Consider the following 18,095-nt stretch of genomic DNA (forward strand, 5'->3'; position numbering starts at 1 on the left):
ACGCGCCTGCATCGTTTTCTTAGTGTTTGGTTAGGTCTGCCATTCAGGCCGCAAGAACAGGGCTGGCACATTCGGCCTGCCGGGTCTTCCCGGGCGGCGCACTCCCAACTGTGGCCTGACGGGAAAAATCGGTTCTTGCGGGATGGGCGCGGGCAGCGCACCCAACGGGTTTGCAAGGGCTGATAGTTCGCCCTTGTATGCGATCAGATCGACAAGGTGGTCGGCGTCTTGCGCCTCGGCGATCTGGTATGAAGACTGATCCGAGGACCCGCGCGATCCAAAGCGACTTGCGGGGCAATAGGTCTGCAACCCGCCTTCAAGGAAGACCACCTCGTCACAATCGAAAAACAACGTGCTGACATCGAGGGTTGTGGACGGTGCTTGCGAGGTCATCCGGCACATCCCGCTGAGCATCCGGGCCGGGATCACAGACACGCCTTCGGTGCCCGGTTCAATCCGGCTTATGTCCAGCGCGACCCCCTGTTCTGGCATCAGCCAGACAGGACGTCCATTATATGCCGCACGCGACGGCACGTAGACAGGCAGATATTCTGCGCGCGTTTCACCCGTTGCGATGCTCACCCTGTCAGTCGCAATCCGGCGTACTTCCTTGAAACCATGGTCCAATGTTCGGACAAGATCACCTGCCGCGACGCGCTCCACCGGCTTCCAGCCTCGGGTCGTCGCAATCTTGGTGCCGTGGACAAACCCGCCCCGGCGCGACAACGTTGCATTGCGCGACAGGACGTCGTCCATCTTCCGCGCATGATCTGATAAATCAGTAACACTCACTACTTCAAACACGTGCCCAGCCCCCCTTGGCACAGATAAACATTGAAACGTGGGTATCATGTGATCCGGCGCGCTGTCTTAGTTTTGACATATTTTAGCCCGAATTGAGCCTGTTACGGCCCAATTGACCCACAATCAGCAAACAATGCGATTGTTTTTCACAGGCTTGCCGGAAATTCGGAAACGGTGACGGGATCAGGAGTGGAACCGGTAGTCGAATCTTGCGATATCTTCCGCGCAGGCATCCGCCACCGCATTTCGGGTTCGCGTGGAATAGTACTGCCGATAATCCACCTCTCTTTCGGACCCGTTGAGATGCGGAAGGGTCAGCCTGAAACCGAGATGCGCGAACAACGGTTCAGCATCCTCCTCGAACTTCTCAAGCCGAATAAAGGCTCGGCACTGCTCGTGCCCATCTGCCCGCGTCATGTAGCGCCGCGCGGGATGCGCCTGAATTGACCTAAGCGTGGCCGGGTTCAGCAAGAATTCTTCAAATGATGATACCTTTGCCAGCGACACTGCGGGGTGGTCAAATTTCTGGTCCCGCAGCCAGTGGTAGTAACTGACAAGCCGATCCCATGGATTGCGGACCAGTGTGAAGGTGAACATGCGTTCCAACGCCTCGGGCGAAACAAGTCCGTCGATATCCGCCAGGGTGGAGTGTTTCCACAACCGGCCCCTGGCCTGTAAGCCCTTTTGCCGTCGATGACGGTTCCGCGCCTTGGGCGTGTCTCCGATCAGGATGTCATCCTTCGTTGCCCTCTGTTCCAGCGCCGATGCAAGCGACGTGCCCCCCGTTTTGGGGATGTGGACAAACACATACGACCTGCGCCGGGAAACGATCACGCCACGGCCTGTTCCGCCGACGCGCGCATCGAACGCCAGCCCAGCAGGGCTCCGGCCAGCACGATCAGCCCGATGCCGACGATCTGGATGCCATCGATTGATTGGCCGAAGGCCGCCCACGCAAACGCAGGACCGAAGATCATCACAGAGTATTCGAAGATTGCGACATAGGATGGCTCACCAACCTGATACGCCTTGATCAGCATGAAAACAGCAATGGTTGACCCAACGGCCTGGACCACCACCCAAAGAAGCGAGGGTTGTATCTGCCAGACCACGCCCCGGGTCACAAACCCTTCCGGGCCCGGTTCCGCACCGACCGGAAAGATCGAAAACCCCGTCAGCCCCAGCGCGCCAGCAATACCAAGTGTAATTACCATCCCCCCCAGCATGACGACCGTACTTTCCTGCGCGCAGTGGGACCGTGTCAGGATCGCCCCAAGCGCATAGAAAAACCCGCCTGCGACCGGCAACAGGGTTCTGGCATCGAAATCCGCCGGATTGAGTTGCAGAACCAGAAGCAACCCCAGAAACCCGAGCAGCGCAGCCAGAATGCGCCAGGGCCCGATTTTCTGCCGCAGACCAAAGGCCGAAATCAGCAACACGAAAATCGGGGACGTAAACAACCCCGCCAACGCTTGTGCAACCGGCATCAAAGCAAGCGACGAGAAATAAAACAGCATGGCCAGCGTCATCAGGACGCTTCGCAAAAGAACAATGCCCGGGCGGATCGGGCGCAATCCGCCCAACCCAAGCAGTGACAACAGAAGCACCAGCGGCAGCATCAATAATGCGCGGCTCAGGTGGAATTGCCACAGGCCGATGGTCTCGGCCACCAGAACCACGACATTGTCGATCACCCCGATGATGGCCATTGCGCCGATCATGAGGCCAGAGGCCAAAACGGGTGAAGATGGGTTGCCTGCCTGCATTCTGTTCAATTTTCGCCTTCGCTGCCGGACCCGCGTATTTCCCCGTATCCGGGTACCGGGCGCAAGTGCCAAATACGGTTCAACAGGTTTGCGCCGCGTAAATTTATCATGCTAAGCTGGATCAAAATAATTTTGAGCAGACCTCGCCCCGATGACGGCCTTAAAACAGTACCAGCGGATCGAAGCCACCGGTCTGTGGCGGCCCTCGCCCGATATGCAGCGGCGCGAGGTGGTCGTCTCGATTGGCGAGGCCACGCTGACGATATCGGATTTCAATGACCGTGCGCTGACCCACTGGTCCCTGGCCGCGCTGGAGCGGCAAAATCCGGGCGGCTACCCGGCCATTTTCAACCCTGACGGCGATCCGGATGAAACGCTGGAACTGGCCGAATCCGAAACCACGATGATCGAAGCGATCGACAGGCTGCAACGTGCAATCGACCGGTCACGTCCGCACCCTGGCCGACTGCGCTGGCTGAGTGTCGGCGGGGTAGTCGCCGCCGTGGCGGCCCTGCTGTTGCTCTGGTTGCCGGTTGCCTTGCAAAGCCACGTTGTTTCAGTCGTTCCCAAGATCAAGCGGCAGGACATCGGCGATACCATCCTGCAACGCATCGAAAGGGTCTCCGGGCGCGCCTGTGCATCGGAAGACGCCAAGGCCGCGCTGGATATGCTGGCAAAAAGGACCGGTGTACGGCAGATCGTGATCCTGCCTGCCGGGGTACAGAACAGCCTCAGCCTGCCGGGCGGCACGGTGCTGCTGAGCCGAACGCTGGTCGAGGATCATGAAGACCCGGCCGTGGCGGCAGGATATGTCATCGCCGAACGTGCCCGGGCCGAGGCACATGACCCGCTTGACGACCTGCTGGACCGCACCGGCCCGACAACCGCATTCCGGTTGCTGACGACCGGTGAACTGACACCGCAAATCATCGACAGTTATACCGAGCAGGTCCTTTCGGAACCGCGTCCATCCCTGCCCGATCAGGAACTGCTGGCCGTGTTTGCTCAGGCGGCCCTGCCCTCGACACCTTACGCCTACGCGCGTGATATCACTGGCGAAACGGTTCTGGGCCTGATCGAGGCCGACCCGATGGCGGGCCGATCCCAGGAACAAGTTCTGCCGGACCGTGACTGGGTCCGGCTGCAAAACATCTGTGGTGAATAAAGCGTTCGGGATTTACCTGAACACTCTCCGACACGAATACCCCAAGAACGCCGTGGGCGTGGCAGGGAATTCGTGCCTCGCCTTACACCCGAAGCGCCGCAGACAGCTTACTTGGTGCCAAACATCCGGTCGCCGGCGTCGCCCAGTCCGGGCATGATATAGCCCTTGGAATTCAGTTCGCGATCCAGCGCGGCCGTCACGATATGCACATCCGGATGGGCCTCTTTCATTCGCGCGACGCCTTCGGGCGCGGCCAGCAGACAGAGGAAACGGATATCGGTCGCGCCTGCCTCTTTCAGCAGATCAATCGCGGCGGCCGAACTGTTGCCTGTGGCCAGCATCGGATCCACAGCAATGACCAGGCGGTCTTTCAGTCCTTCGGGCGCTTTGAAGTAATACTGAACCGGTTTCAGCGTTTCTTCATCGCGATACAATCCGACAAAGCCCACCCGCGCCGACGGGATCAATTCAAGCACACCGTCCAGCATCCCGTTGCCAGCACGCAGAATCGACACCAATGCCAGTTTCTTACCGGCCAGAATGGGCGCGTCCATCTCCTCCATCGGGGTTTCGATGTTGCGGGTCGTCAGCTTTAGTTCTCGCGTGACCTCATAGGCCAGCAAAAGGGTGATTTCCCGCAGCAACTGCCGGAAAACGGCGGTCGATGTGCCCTTGTCCCGCATGAGCGTCAATTTGTGCTGCACCAGCGGATGATCAACGACGGTCAGATGTTCGCTCATGTTTTCTCCAGTCTTTTTTGGACCCGCATAAGGGTGTCTTCATCACAGAAGGCCGCATTGAGGGCCGTGTCATTCATTGCGCTGAAATCCTCGGCCTGCCAGCCGAAAGCTGTGTTCAGCATCTCATATTCACGCCGCATGGTGGTATGAAAAAACGGCGGATCGTCGGTTGAGACGGTGACCTTGACGCCCGCATCGCGCAACTTTGCGATCGGATGGGCGCTGAAATCCGGATACAGGCCCAGCACCACATTGGACCCCGGACAAACCTCAAGCGTGATGTCCCGGTCGACCAGTTCATGCATCAGGTCGGGGTCTTCGATGGCGCGCACACCATGTCCGATCCGCTCGACCCCCAGGGCGCGCACCGCATCGCGCACGCTGTCCGGTCCGCCAAACTCACCCGCATGGGTGGTCAGCCGCAATCCTGCCTCGCGGGCGCAATCAAACGCCCACTTGAAATCGCCTTGCGCGCCGACCCCTTCGTTGCCGCCCATGCCGAAGCCCGTGATCCAATCGCCTGAGGTTTCGGCCGCGCAACGGGCGCTGAGTTTCGCCTTGTCCGGGCCAAAATGGCGAACACAAGTGACGACGCCGCGCAGGGTGATGTCGAACTTGCGCTCAGCCTCATCCGCGGCGTCCTGAATGGCATTCAGGTAATCGCGCCAGGCGTGCACATCACCACCGCCGCAGAAATCGGGGCTCAGGAAGGTTTCCGAATACACCACACCATTGGCAGCGCTTTCCTCCAGAATTGCCAGGGTCAGTCGACGGAAATCCTCGGGCGATTTCAGCACTTCGCAAGCGGCCTCATAAACGCTCAGGAAATGGGCGAAATCGCGGAAGTCATAGGAGCCGTCGGGCTTGAAAATACCGCTCAGATCAATGCGTTTTTCATACGCAAGCTGGCGAATGAAGGCGGGCGGAGCCGCGCCTTCGTGATGCAGATGCAACTCGATCTTAGGCAGGTCTGCGACAGTCATAGAAAACTCCGTCCCGGTCCATGTGCCGGAATGTTCAGGTGATGCGCGATGCTGGCGGCGACATCGGCGAAATTGACCGCACCGATCTGCCCTGCGCCCCGCCCTGCGATCAGCACCGGCACCTTTTCGCGTGTGTGGTCTGTGCCGGTCCAGCTAGGATCATTTCCATGATCGGCGGTCAGCACCATAAGGTCACCCGGGCGCAGTTTTATCAGGATCGCGCCGATTTCGCGGTCGAACCATTCCAGCGCGCGGGCATAGCCGCTGATGTCGCGGCGATGTCCATAGAGACTGTCAAACTCGACAAAATTGGCAAAGGTCAGACTGCCGTCTTCAGCTTCGTCCACCAGATCAGACAGGTGCCCCATCAGTTCGGAGTCCGAGCCCTTGCGCAAAGTATCAATCCCCTGCATCGAGAAAATGTCGCCGATCTTGCCCACAGCGTGAACGCGACGTCCGGCATCCTGCGCCCAGTTGGTCAAAACCGGCGCGGGCGGCAGAATGGAAAAATCCTTGCGGTTGGTGGTTCGGGTGAACCCGCCCTCGGGCGAGCCGATAAACGGGCGCGCGATAACGCGGCCGATCTTCATGTCATGCAGCATCGGGGCCAGCGTCCGGCACATCTGCAGCAGACGGTCGAGGCCAAAGCTTTCCTCATGCGCGGCAATCTGGAACACGCTGTCTGCCGAGGTGTAGCAGATCGGCCAGCCCGTCCGCATGTGTTCGGCTCCCAGTTCGGCAATGATTTTCGTGCCCGAGGCGTGGCAATCGCCCAGTATCCCGTCTGTTCCAGCTGCCTCTGCCGCCGCGCGGCTCAGATCAGCGGGGAATGCGGGCGTAGTGTCCGGGAAATAGTGCCAGTCCCACGGCACCGGCAGTCCGGCCAGTTCCCAGTGGCCCGAAGGCGTGTCCTTGCCCAGCGAATGTTCGTGCGCGCAGCCCCAGAGGCCGGTTGGTTCGACCTCGAGCCCCGGTGTTTCATCGCCCGAGGCCAGACGCACAGACGCTCCCAACCCCAGCGCGTCGAGGTTGGGCAGGTGCAGCGGACCCGATCGACCATCTTCGGCGCGCCCTTCCGCGCAGGCCTGCGCGATATGGGCCACGGTGTTGGCGCCCGTATCCGGGACCTCGCCGTTAAAAAACTGATCCGCATCCGGTGCGCCGCCAATACCGACAGAGTCCATGACGACAAGGAAAGCCCGTCTCATGCGGTAATCCTTTCATGGACGAGATCGGGGGCCGGTACGGGCGCTTCGCTGATCGTGATGGCCTGCAAAATCGCCTCTGCGGCTTGCCGGGCCGCGTCTTCGCGTGCGGCGTGCACCACGGCCAGTGGCTCGCGCTGTGATACCTGCTGCCCCAATCGCACGATGTCAGAAATGCCCACTGCCGGGTCAATGACGTCGGCTTCGACCTGCCGCCCGCCACCCAGCGCGACGACGGCCAGACCCAGCGCCTCGCCGTCTATGCTTGTGATATAGCCGCTGTGTTGGGCCGCAACTTCCTGAATGACATTCGCTTCGGGCAGAAAGCGTTCCCAGTTTTCGACAAGATGGACCGGACCGCCCACCGCCGCCATCATGCGGCCAAATCGATCCGCCGCCCGACCATCCCTGATCACATCGGCGATTTGCCTGCGCCCCTCGTCAATCGAGGCAAACATCCCTGCATCTTTAAGCAGCACACCGCCCAGTTCGGCGGAAAGCTCGGCAAGAGGCGTCGGTTGGCCGCTGGTCATCGCCTTCATCACCTCGGCTATTTCCAGCGCATTGCCCAGCGCCGAGGCCAGAGGCTGGTTCATATCGGTGATCACTGCCGAAGTGCGACAACCGGCGGCGTTTGCTGTTTCGGTCAAGGCCCGCGCCAGATTTCGGGCATCATCCAGCGTTTTCATGAACGCACCGGAACCGACCTTCACGTCCAGCACCAACGCATCCGGGCCCGCTGCCAGCTTTTTCGACAGGATCGACGCCGTGATCAGATCCAGGCTTTCAACTGTCGCCGTCACGTCGCGCACCGCGTAAAGGCGTTTGTCCGCAGGCGCAATCTGGCCGGTTGCGCCGACGATGGCCGCACCGGTTTCGCGCAATATCTGCTCCAACCGGTCCTGACTGATTTGGGTGCTGACCCCTGGAATGGCCTCAAGCTTGTCCAGTGTCCCGCCGGTATGGCCAAGGCCACGCCCCGAGATCATCGGAACATAGGCCCCGCATTCGGCCAGCGCCGGCGCCAGCACAAGGCTGACACAATCCCCGACCCCACCGGTCGAGTGCTTGTCGATCACCGGACCGTCCAGATCCCAGCTCAGCACCTCTCCACTGTCCCGCATCGCGACGGTCAGATCGGCGCGGCCCTGTGCGCCCAGACTGCCCATGCAAACTGCCATGGCAAACGCCCCGGCCTGCGCGTCACTGACGGCACCATCGGCCAAACCCTGGGCGAACCAGTTCAGCTCTGCACTGGTCGGAACGTCACCCCGGCGCAGTTTTGCGATGATCGAACGGGCGTCCATAGGTTCAGACATCCTCCATATGAGAGGCGTCGAACGCGCCGGGCAGAAGCTGTCCGATGGTTGTCTCAAGCTCAGTTCCGGTTGCTGTCGCAAGCGTCACTTTGACGTCCGGCTTGCCGAACTCCGCCAGCTTCTGACGGCATCCGCCACAAGGCGGTACCGGTTGCGGGCTCGAGGCGACAACATAAACCTCGGTCAGTTCCTGCTCACCCGCGGCCACCATCGCGGCAATCGCACCCGCTTCGGCACAGATGCCTTCCGGGTAGGCGACATTTTCCACGTTGCAGCCGGAAAAGATCACTCCGGACTTCGACCGGATCGCCGCGCCCACTTTGAACTTCGAATACGGCGCGTAAGCGTTTTCCCGGACGGACAGGGCGGCGTCTTTCAAAGGCATGGTGATTCCCGATTTTTGATCATCTGGTCAGAATGCCATACCCTAATGGAAAGAGCCGGGGGATTTGAAGCCCCCGGCGCATGTTTCCTGATCCGATCTTGGCTTAACCCAGCGTTGTATTGAAAGTCCCGGGCAATGTGACCTCTAACAGCTCGACATCATCGGACGGGTCCGCAAGACGCGTGCGCATCCCCGGCGGGATCACAAAGGCGTCGCCCTGTTCCAGCCGATAGGGCTCACGTCCTTCCCCTTCCAGTGTCACCCGACCGTTCATCACGAAGGTGAAGTGGATATCGGTATCATGGCTCGCCCAGACCGGCTCGCCCTGCCCCCGTTTTACCACCTGAACCCCGGCAACGCCCTTAGTGTTATCGGCAATCGTGGTGTCCCGGCAGATATATCCCGGCAAACGGAACTCCCCCCACTCGGCATCTTTGGCCTGATTGTACACAAACCGCTGCCCCTGCCATTCCCGCGCGGGCCGGTAATGAGGGGTGGGCAGATCCATGTCATGATCGATTTCCGTGACATGTTCCGCGGGTACACCGATCTCAATCACCTGCACATTGTCCGAGGCCTCAAGCACGCGGTGACGGATTTCCGGAGGCTGGATAAAGCAATCCCCCGCCGTCAGGCGCATCTTTTCGCCCTGATCCTCGTACACAACATCGACCCAGCCGTGGATGCAAAAGATCAGCTGAAACCCGACCTTGTGAAAGTGCACCATGTCGGGCACCGGGCCGCCATCGGGGATACGGATGTGGCTGGCGATGATCGACCCGCCCAGCCGATCAGGCACCAGATCGCGATAGTGCATACCCGCTCGCCCAATGATCCACGGCGCCTGGTCCTTTAGCCTGCGCACGACAAAGGAATGCACCGTTTCCGGCATCACCAGCGGCGGGTTGCGGTCGTCAATTTCTATGCGTGTTCCGTTAGGGGCGACCAGCACACGCTCGCCATCGGCAAACCGATCCGGATCCTCGGTCAGAATTCGCAAGGTCCCGGGCGCCTCGGGCGCGTCCTTTTCGATGCGCAATCGCAAGCCATGGCCCGAAAACACCGCGACACGGGGGTCATCGGCGGGATAGATCATATCCATCCGCATCCCCAGCGTTCTGGTATAAAATGGGATGTCGTCGCGCAGTTCGTTCGTGGGCAGACGGAATTCAGCGAGTGTCGGACTTTTGCTGCTGGTCATCAGGCTTCTCTTCAATATTCGATTTGGGCCATCCGATCAGAACAGAGGCCAAAATGCCAATCGAAAAGAACATCTCGAGCGTTTCTTCCAGCGCAAACAGACGGATCGCCATAATCGGGGACAGCGTCTCGTCAAAAAGTCCCGAGACCTCTTCCAGAAGCTGGGCCACCACAGCCGACAGCCCGGCAAGAACGAAGATCAGCAAAAACGGCGCGCGCTGTTTCAGCGCAAGCCGTGCGTTGGGCACCCCGTGCCAAATGGCACCGCCCAGTATGATGACTGCAAGCACGAACCGGATCAGCGTCATGTCCAGAATGTCATCCAGGCCGCTCAGTATCATAAACGGCACGGTTCCTTCGGAATAAATGTCTGCTTCCAGCTCTCGCTCGGCCAGAAGCAGGCAGGTCACACCGATGTACAGACGTTTCAATCCGGGAAACCGCACCAGTGCCGCCAGCCCGGCAGCAAGCAGCGCGGCGGCCGAAATCGTTTCGAACGGCCCCCCTTCCTGGTTGAGCTGCTCGGCCTGCAGGGGCCAAATCACAACGGCGCACAGGATCAGGGCCATCAGCGCGATTGCCACGCGGAATCCGGACTTTTCCATTCCAAATGAAGATTGGTTGCCTGAAACGGCCTTCTCCGGCCGTGTGTTGTCTTTTATGCTCATGCCTGATTTTGCGCTTCGCTGCAGTGAAAGTCCACTCCGTGTAAAAGAACCACGAACAATTTCAACCAGCCTGTCACTCTCGGCCAATTCCGGCCTACGCATTAGACCGCATAGCCAAGTCAGAAAATATAGTTTAACACTAAACCAAATTTCGGGAAGGAGCTTGTTCACCGATGTCCGACACACCCAGCCTGCGGCAGGCCGCGCTTGACTATCACGCCCACCCGAAGCCCGGAAAACTTGAGATAAAAGCGACCAAACCGCTGGCCAATGGCCGCGATCTGGCGCGTGCCTATTCGCCCGGTGTGGCCGAGGCCAGCCTTGAGATCAAATCGGATGCCGCCAATGCCGAGCTTTACACATCGCGCGGGAACCTGGTGGGTGTCGTGTCAAACGGCACCGCGGTTCTGGGTCTTGGCAATATCGGCGCACTGGCCTCAAAACCGGTGATGGAAGGCAAGGCGGTTCTGTTCAAGAAATTCGCTGGTATCGACTGTTTCGATATCGAAGTGGACCAGCCCGACCCGGAAAAGCTGGCGGATATCGTCTGCGCACTGGAACCGACCTTTGGCGCCATCAATCTGGAGGACATCAAGGCACCGGATTGTTTTGTTGTCGAAAAACTGTGCCGTGAGCGAATGAACATCCCGGTATTTCACGATGACCAACACGGAACGGCCATCGTCGTTGGCGCCGCGGCCAAGAACGCCCTGCACGTTGCCGGTAAGAAGTTCGGAGACATCAAGGTGGTGTCAACTGGCGGCGGTGCAGCGGGTATTGCCTGTCTGATGATGCTGGTCAAACTGGGGGTCAAGCGTGAGAACATCTGGCTGTGCGATATTCACGGGCTGGTCTACGAAGGCCGGGCCGAAGATATGAACCCGCACAAAGATCAGTTCGCGCAGAAATCGGACCTGCGCACACTGGATGATGTAATTGGCGATGCAGATCTGTTTCTGGGACTCAGCGGCCCGAATGTCCTGAAGCCCGAGATGGTCGCAAAGATGGCCAAGCGCCCGATCATTTTTGCCCTGGCCAATCCGACCCCTGAGATACTGCCGGATGCCGCCCGAGAGGTTGCTCCGGACGCGATCATCGCAACGGGCCGCAGCGATTTTCCCAACCAGGTCAACAACGTGCTGTGCTTTCCCTTCATTTTTCGCGGTGCCCTGGACGTCGGCGCGACCGAGATCAACGATGACATGCAGATTGCCTGCGTCGATGGCATCGCCGAACTCGCCCGCGCCACCACCAGCGCCGAGGCCGCAGCCGCCTATCAGGGAGAACAACTGACGTTCGGGCCGGATTATCTGATTCCGAAACCATTCGATCCGCGTCTGGTGGGCGTTGTATCGTCATCGGTTGCCAAGGCGGCAATGGCCAGTGGCGTGGCCAAACGGCCGATCTCGGATATCGAGGCTTATAAGGAAAGCCTGAACCAGACCGTTTTCAAATCGGCCCTGCTGATGCGTCCGGTTTTCGAGGCCGCAGCCGCAGCGTCGCGCAGAATTGTCTTTGCCGAAGGCGAAGACGAACGGGTTCTGCGCGCGGCACAGGCGATCCTGGAAGAAACTACGGAAACTCCGATCTTGATTGGCCGACCCGAGGTGATCGATGCACGCTGCGAAAAGCTGGGCCTGACTGTCCGGCCGGGGCAGGATTTTCAGATCGTGAACCCGGAAAACGACCCGCGTTACTACGATTACTGGAACTCTTACCATCAGGTCATGCAGCGCCGGGGCGTTACACCGGATCTGGCCAAGGCGATCATGCGCACCAACACGACCGCGATTGCCGCCATCATGGTCCAGCGTGAAGAAGCCGACAGCATGATCTGTGGCACCTTTGGCGAATACCGCTGGCATCTGAACTATGTCGAACAGGTTCTGGACGACGGAAATCTTCGTGCGCAGGGCGCGCTGTCCCTGATGATTCTGGAAGACGGTCCCCTTTTCATTGCCGACACACATGTTCGGCAACTGCCCACACCTGAAGAACTTGCCGAAACGACAATCGGGGCGGCCCGCCACGTGCGGCGGTTCGGGCTTGAGCCGAAAATCGCGTTCTGCTCGCAATCTCAATTCGGCAATCAGGCCGAAGGTTCTGGCAAGCGTCTGCGCGCCGCGCTGGATATTCTGGACTCCAAACCTCGGGACTTCACCTATGAAGGTGAAATGAACCTGGATGTTGCGCTGGACCCCGAGCTTCGCTCGCGTATCTTCCCAAATTCGCGCCTTCAGGGCGCCGCCAACGTATTGATCTTTGCCCACGCGGATGCCGCCAGCGGGGTGCGAAACATTCTGAAGATGAAAGCGGACGGAATCGAGGTCGGCCCCATTCTGATGGGCATGGGCAACAAGGCGCATATCGTGACGCCCTCGATCACGGCGCGCGGCTTGTTGAACATGGCGGCCATTGCCGGAACTCCGGTTGCGCATTACGGTTAATGGGGTGGCTCTGACATAGGCCGCCGTTTTCGGGAGGGGGCACCATGAAGGGGCATTGTCACTGCAAGGCCGTTCGTTGGGAAAGTGACGGCAACATAGCGTGGAGTTGCTATTGCCACTGCACAGATTGCCGCCGCAACTGCGCCGCCCCTGTTACCGCATTTTTCGGATTGCCGCATGAATCGGTGACCTGGTCTGGCGATCCACCTGCGGTCTATCGTTCATCTCCGGATGTCGAGCGGCTGTTCTGCGCGGCCTGTGGAACTCAGATGGCGTACCGCAATGCAGGGGACACGGTGAACATCCACCTTTACATCGCGACGCTGGAAAACCCGGAAACAGTTTCGCCCCGGTTTCACGTGTTCCATACAGATCACCTGCCGTGGCTGGATATTCAGGACAGCTTGCCCCGATACGCCAAGACCGGAAACTGAACGCTCCGTGATTCCGCGGCCATTTGCAACTAATAATTTGCAGTTTTGCAAAACAAAGGCTTTGTTGCGAATTCACCTTGATCGGGAAGGCGATTTGCAAAACTTTGCAGCCCATTTTCCCGGTATCTGCAAATAATTCGCGGTAAACTGACGCGTCGTCATTTCAGCCGCTTGTCCGACAGGCGGCAGATGCCTAACACACTGGCAAGGGATTTTGAGGAGGACGATGCCGTGGCTTATCAGGACATCTATGAGAGTTGGAAATCCGATCCGGAGGCGTTCTGGATGGACGCCGCCAAGGGGATCGACTGGGTACAGCCGCCAAGCAAAGCGCTGTTTGACGACAATGCCCCGCTCTATGAATGGTTCTGTGACGCCAAGGTCAACACCTGCTGGAATGCGGTGGACCGGCATGTCGAAAACGGTCGGGGTGAGCAGACGGCCATAATCTACGACAGCCCGATCACCCATACGAAACGCGAAATCTCATATGTCGAACTGCGCAACCGCGTTGCAACGCTGGCCGGGGCGCTGCGGGCCAAGGGGATCGAGAAAGGCGACCGGGTCATCATTTACATGCCCATGATCCCCGAAGCGCTTGAGGCGATGCTGGCCTGCGCGCGGTTGGGGGCTGTTCACTCGGTCGTGTTTGGCGGTTTTGCCAGCAATGAACTGGCCGTTCGGATCGACGACGCGAAACCAAAGGCGATCATTGCGGCGTCTTGCGGGCTGGAACCCGGTCGGGTGGTGCACTACAAGCCGCTACTGGACGGCGCCATCGAGATGGCGAGTCACAAGCCCGAATTCTGCGTCATCTTCCAGCGCGAACAGGAAGTGGCGCAGCTGATCGAAGGGCGCGATTTCAACTGGCATGGCTTCCAATACGGCGTTGAACCGGCGGAATGTGTGCCGGTTGATGGCAACGATCCAGCCTATATCCTTTACACCTCGGGGACGACCGGCGCGCCCAAAGGTGTTGTGCGCCCTACCGCAGGGCATCTTGTAGCGCTGAACTGGTCGATGAAGAACATCTACAACGTTGATCCGGGCGATGTGTTCTGGGCCGCCTCGGACGTGGGCTGGGTCGTCGGTCATTCTTATATCTGTTACGCGCCGCTGATCCACGGCAACACGACGATCGTGTTCGAAGGTAAACCGGTCGGCACCCCGGATGCGGGCACTTTCTGGCGGGTGATTTCTGAACACAACGTGCGCAGCTTCTTCACCGCCCCAACGGCCATCCGCGCTGTTAAGCGCGAAGACCCTTCGGGCGACATGCTTAAGAATTACGACCTGTCCTGCCTGAGGGCACTGTTCCTGGCAGGTGAACGTGCAGACCCGGACACGATCACATGGGCGCAGAACGCACTGAAAGTTCCGGTGATCGACCATTGGTGGCAGACCGAAACGGGCTGGACCATTGCCGGCAACCCGCTGGGGATCGAGGAACTGCCGGTCAAGCTGGGATCACCCGCCAAGCCGATGCCAGGATATGACGTGCAGATTCTGGATGAGGCAGGCCACCCGGTTCAGGCGGGCGAGCTTGGGGCCATCGCGGTCAAACTCCCCCTGCCGCCCGGCACTCTGCCGACCCTTTGGAACGCCGAGGACCGGTTCCGCAAATCCTATTTGGATCAGTTCCCCGGTTATTACGAAACCGGTGACGCGGGGATGATCGACGAGGACGGCTATCTCTATATCATGGCGCGCACCGACGACGTGATCAACGTGGCCGGCCACCGCCTGTCCACAGGCGGGATGGAAGAGGTCCTGGCCGCCCATCCAGACGTCGCTGAATGCGCGGTCATCGGCGTCTCGGACCAGCTGAAAGGGCAGATGCCAGTTGGCTTTTTGTGCCTGAACGCCGGCTGCGACAAAGATCACGCCGAGGTCGTGCAGGATGTCGTCAAAATGGTGCGCGATAAGATCGGGCCTGTTGCGGCGTTCAAGCTTGCTGTCGTGGTCGACCGCTTGCCCAAGACGCGGTCGGGCAAGATCCTTAGGGGTACCATGGTCTCGATTGCAGATGGCAAGGACTACAAGATGCCCGCAACCATCGACGATCCGGCCATTCTGGATGAGATCGCCGAGGCCCTGAAAACCATCGGTTACGCTCAGTAACCCAGAAACGGGCGACAAACCGTCGCCCGCTTTTCGCCTTTCGCTTGCAACCTGTTACCGGCCCCCTACTGTCACTCTGAGACAGAGAGGGCCCATGACAGATCAAGAACTCTGGCGACTAACCGCCACCGAATTGTCCAGCCAAACCCGCAGCGGCGCACTGAGCGCCGAGGCCGCCGTGCAAGGCGCGCTGGACCGGATGCACGAGATCAACCCGGACCTGAATGCGGTCGTAGACGACCTGAGTGTGCAAGCCCTTGAACGCGCACGAGAACTGGACAAGGCGCGCGCCAAAGGCGCGTCTGCAGGCCCGCTGCACGGTGTTCCCGTAACCATCAAGGTCAATGTGGACCAGAAGTACCACGCGACAACAAACGGCGTTTCTGCCCTGAAGGATGTTATCGCACCCGACGACGCCCCGGTGGTTGCCAATCTGTTGAAGGCAGGCGCGGTCGTGATCGGCCGGACGAATACACCTGAATTCTCGTTCCGCGCGGACACCGACAATCCGCTTTATGGTCGCACGCACAACCCCTGGGGCAGGCACATCTCGCCCGGCGGGTCGTCTGGCGGTGCAGGCGCTGCAGTGATGGCCGGTATAGGCGCACTGGGCCATGGCAACGACATCGGTGGCAGCCTGAGATTTCCGGCCGCTGCCAACGGCGCGGTGACTGTCAAACCCGGTCTGGGCCGGGTACCAGCCTGGAACCCCAGTCAACAGGCGGAACGCGGGTTACTGGCACAGTCCATGTCGGTGCAGGGGCTGATCGCACGTTCTGCTGCCGACCTGCACCTGTCCATGCCTTGTCTGATTACCCCTGACCCGCGGGATCCGTTCCACGTTCCCCTGCCCTGGCGGACCGAGAACCCGGATACCCCGATCAGGGTTGCATTTACGAAGAACACATACGGCTACGACCTGCACCCCGAAGTTGAAAAGGCGCTGGAAACCGCACGCGATGCGCTGACGGACGCGGGCTATCAGGTAGACGAAGTCGAAACGCCGGATGTGTTCGACTGCGGACGCAATGGGTATCGCGCACTGATGGGCGAGGTTCTGACCCTGATGAAAAGCGACATCGAAGCGGTCGGGTCGCAGACCATCCGGGATGTCTTTGAAGTGTATTTCCAGGAATTTCCGCCGATCGTGGGAACCGAGTTGATCCGCATGCTGGCGGAACGCAGCCACTATGCAAGGCAATGGTCACTGTTCATGGAGGACTATGCGCTGGTTCTGTCCCCATTTCTGCCGCAACCCTTCTTTGGACCCGATCGTGACACAGAGGGGGCCGAAGGTGTTCACGAGGTTCTCGGCTGCGCCGTCTACTCGTACGCGATGAACTTTCTGGGTCTGCCGGCCGCATGCGTTCCCGCCCGGCTTGCCAGCCTGCCTAAAGGCCCTCAGCCGATCAATGTGCAGATCGCTGCGCGGCGGTGGCGTGAAGACCTGGCGGTTGATGCCGCGGCCGCGATCGAAGCCCGCGTCGGGCAGATGTGTTTTCCGCTGTGGGACAGAATGGAATCAGGGGCACGCTGAGCCTCGGCCTAAACCCTGACAACGCAGCTGACAAAAATAGACCCCGGGTTTTTGTGCCCGGGGTCCGCGTACTAAAATATGCCCGAATTTCTGATGACGAGCGTAGCACCACCCACCCTCGCCAGCGCGAAAACTGCGCAATCATTTCGAATACGCTGTTGGCGGCCACTCACTCCCGCCTTAGCGTGTTCTCCGGGCAAGTTCAGATTAACGAATGATAAAGCACTTTCCTGTGAACTGGTTCACACAAACCGAAAAAATGTTCAAACTGGACAGCTTAGGTAAACTGCTCAGAAATCAGACGCTCCTCAAGACCATGGCCGGGATCGAACAGAATTCGGTGTGTGATTGACGGCTCGGACCGGATTTCAACCCAATCTATGTCAGGGAATGAGTTCGAATCCGCATCCGCCATGACCGGGCGTTTATCCGCTTCGATCACATCAAACCTGACATGCGCGATCTTGGGCAACAGAGCGCCGCGCCAGCGGCGCGGGCGAAATGCGGCAATCGCGGTCAGCGCCAGAACATCCGACCCGATCGGCAGAATCGGGCCGTGGGCCGAGTAGTTGTAGGCGGTAGATCCGGCAGGCGTGGACAACAATGCACCGTCGCACATGAGTTCAGCCATGCGAACCCTGCCATCCACGCTGATCTTCAGACGCGCGGCCTGCGGTCCGGCGCGCAGCAACGACACTTCGTTGATTGCAAGCGCTTCGTGCATCTTGCCGGACTGATCCATGGCGCGCATGGCCAGCGGGTTGATTACCTCCTCCTCGGCGGCGGCCAGCCGCTCCATCAGGTCACCTTCACTGAACTCGTTCATCAGAAAGCCGATGGTTCCGCGGTTCATGCCATAAACCGGCGTATCCAGATGTTGCATGTTGTGCAGGGTGTGCAACATGAACCCGTCGCCCCCAAGCGCGACCACAACATCTGCGTCCCGAGGCGCGGCATTGCCGTATCGGGCGACCAGCGCATCCCGCGCAATCTGGGCCACCTTGGCGTCGCTGGCAAGAAAGGCGATTCTCTGAATCATGTAAACGGGTTTCCGGTGCTGCACATTTGGTTCCGAAACAAACATACCTTTCCCCGATAGGCCAGACTTGACGCCATAACGGGCCAATTCGTCGCTTTACGACTTTTGCATGTATGTCGTTTCCGATAGGAAATCCGCAAGATTATTCCCAGCCATGTGGAGCCCCCATGAACGCCAATCTTCGTGACACCGGTTTTTTCACCCAGTCTCTTTCGGATCGTGATCCTGAGCTTTTCGGCTCGATCCGGTCCGAGTTGGGCCGCCAGCGCGACGAGATCGAGC

The 18,095-nt window shown here is 59.5% G+C and carries 16 protein-coding genes; 5 read left to right on the top strand and 11 right to left on the bottom strand.

Annotated features, from left to right (window positions below):
- Positions 1-30: 30 nt before the first annotated feature.
- From ACR1XU_RS19790 to ACR1XU_RS19800, 3 genes are all read right to left on the bottom strand, one after another.
- Positions 31-756 carry a Hint domain-containing protein gene (locus tag ACR1XU_RS19790; RefSeq protein WP_480908100.1) on the bottom strand — a complete coding sequence of 242 codons (726 nt, stop codon included), beginning with the start codon at positions 754-756 and terminating at the stop codon, positions 31-33.
- A 231-nt stretch (positions 757-987) separates the two neighbouring features.
- Entirely contained in the window at positions 988-1,638 is a 651-nt protein-coding gene (locus tag ACR1XU_RS19795) for a sulfotransferase family 2 domain-containing protein (protein WP_480908098.1), read from the bottom strand.
- On the bottom strand, positions 1,635-2,570 hold the full coding sequence (locus ACR1XU_RS19800; protein ID WP_480526957.1) for a DMT family transporter: 936 nt from the start codon (positions 2,568-2,570) through the stop codon (positions 1,635-1,637). Before ACR1XU_RS19800 ends, ACR1XU_RS19795 begins: the two co-directional genes overlap by 4 nt.
- 151 nt (positions 2,571-2,721) lie before the next feature.
- Between ACR1XU_RS19800 and ACR1XU_RS19805 the strand changes: the two genes are divergently transcribed.
- The gene (locus tag ACR1XU_RS19805; RefSeq protein WP_321251776.1) at positions 2,722-3,735 is read left to right on the top strand and encodes a hypothetical protein; all 1,014 of its coding nucleotides are present in this window, start codon (positions 2,722-2,724) and stop codon (positions 3,733-3,735) included.
- A 107-nt stretch (positions 3,736-3,842) separates the two neighbouring features.
- Here the strand turns inward: ACR1XU_RS19805 and upp are convergent, their stop codons facing one another.
- The 7 genes from upp to ACR1XU_RS19840 form a co-directional block, all read right to left on the bottom strand.
- The gene (upp, locus tag ACR1XU_RS19810) at positions 3,843-4,475 is read right to left on the bottom strand and encodes a uracil phosphoribosyltransferase (protein WP_170682358.1); all 633 of its coding nucleotides are present in this window, start codon (positions 4,473-4,475) and stop codon (positions 3,843-3,845) included.
- Positions 4,472-5,458, bottom strand: coding sequence for an adenosine deaminase (locus tag ACR1XU_RS19815; RefSeq protein ID WP_480909382.1), 987 nt, complete (start codon positions 5,456-5,458; stop codon positions 4,472-4,474). Before ACR1XU_RS19815 ends, upp begins: the two co-directional genes overlap by 4 nt.
- The gene (locus ACR1XU_RS19820) at positions 5,455-6,666 is read right to left on the bottom strand and encodes a phosphopentomutase (RefSeq protein WP_480909379.1); all 1,212 of its coding nucleotides are present in this window, start codon (positions 6,664-6,666) and stop codon (positions 5,455-5,457) included. The genes ACR1XU_RS19815 and ACR1XU_RS19820 overlap by 4 nt, the downstream gene beginning before the upstream one ends.
- Entirely contained in the window at positions 6,663-7,970 is a 1,308-nt protein-coding gene (locus ACR1XU_RS19825) for a thymidine phosphorylase (protein ID WP_170815567.1), read from the bottom strand. Before ACR1XU_RS19825 ends, ACR1XU_RS19820 begins: the two co-directional genes overlap by 4 nt.
- Positions 7,971-7,974: 4 nt before the next feature.
- Entirely contained in the window at positions 7,975-8,367 is a 393-nt protein-coding gene (locus tag ACR1XU_RS19830; RefSeq protein WP_480909376.1) for a cytidine deaminase, read from the bottom strand.
- A 103-nt stretch (positions 8,368-8,470) separates the two neighbouring features.
- Complete coding sequence (locus ACR1XU_RS19835) at positions 8,471-9,568, bottom strand: cupin domain-containing protein (protein WP_480909374.1); 1,098 nt, start codon at positions 9,566-9,568, stop codon at positions 8,471-8,473.
- The gene (locus ACR1XU_RS19840; protein WP_170808226.1) at positions 9,537-10,235 is read right to left on the bottom strand and encodes a hypothetical protein; all 699 of its coding nucleotides are present in this window, start codon (positions 10,233-10,235) and stop codon (positions 9,537-9,539) included. The genes ACR1XU_RS19835 and ACR1XU_RS19840 overlap by 32 nt, the downstream gene beginning before the upstream one ends.
- 173 nt (positions 10,236-10,408) lie before the next feature.
- Here ACR1XU_RS19840 and ACR1XU_RS19845 point away from each other — a divergent pair, with 173 nt between their 5' ends.
- From ACR1XU_RS19845 to ACR1XU_RS19860, 4 genes are all read left to right on the top strand, one after another.
- On the top strand, positions 10,409-12,682 hold the full coding sequence (locus tag ACR1XU_RS19845) for an NADP-dependent malic enzyme (protein ID WP_170825339.1): 2,274 nt from the start codon (positions 10,409-10,411) through the stop codon (positions 12,680-12,682).
- A 44-nt stretch (positions 12,683-12,726) separates the two neighbouring features.
- The gene (locus tag ACR1XU_RS19850) at positions 12,727-13,116 is read left to right on the top strand and encodes a GFA family protein (RefSeq protein WP_170609522.1); all 390 of its coding nucleotides are present in this window, start codon (positions 12,727-12,729) and stop codon (positions 13,114-13,116) included.
- A 231-nt stretch (positions 13,117-13,347) separates the two neighbouring features.
- Positions 13,348-15,237 (top strand): propionate-CoA ligase PrpE, encoded by a 1,890-nt coding sequence (gene prpE, locus ACR1XU_RS19855; protein WP_480909385.1) that lies wholly within the window; start codon positions 13,348-13,350, stop codon positions 15,235-15,237.
- A gap of 94 nt (positions 15,238-15,331) precedes the next feature.
- Complete coding sequence (locus tag ACR1XU_RS19860; RefSeq protein WP_480909371.1) at positions 15,332-16,774, top strand: amidase family protein; 1,443 nt, start codon at positions 15,332-15,334, stop codon at positions 16,772-16,774.
- A gap of 277 nt (positions 16,775-17,051) precedes the next feature.
- Here the strand turns inward: ACR1XU_RS19860 and ACR1XU_RS19865 are convergent, their stop codons facing one another.
- Entirely contained in the window at positions 17,052-17,813 is a 762-nt protein-coding gene (locus ACR1XU_RS19865) for an NAD kinase (protein WP_170609519.1), read from the bottom strand.
- Positions 17,814-18,095 lie beyond the last annotated feature (282 nt).

The organism is Ruegeria sp. D1(2025) (assembly GCF_056536425.1).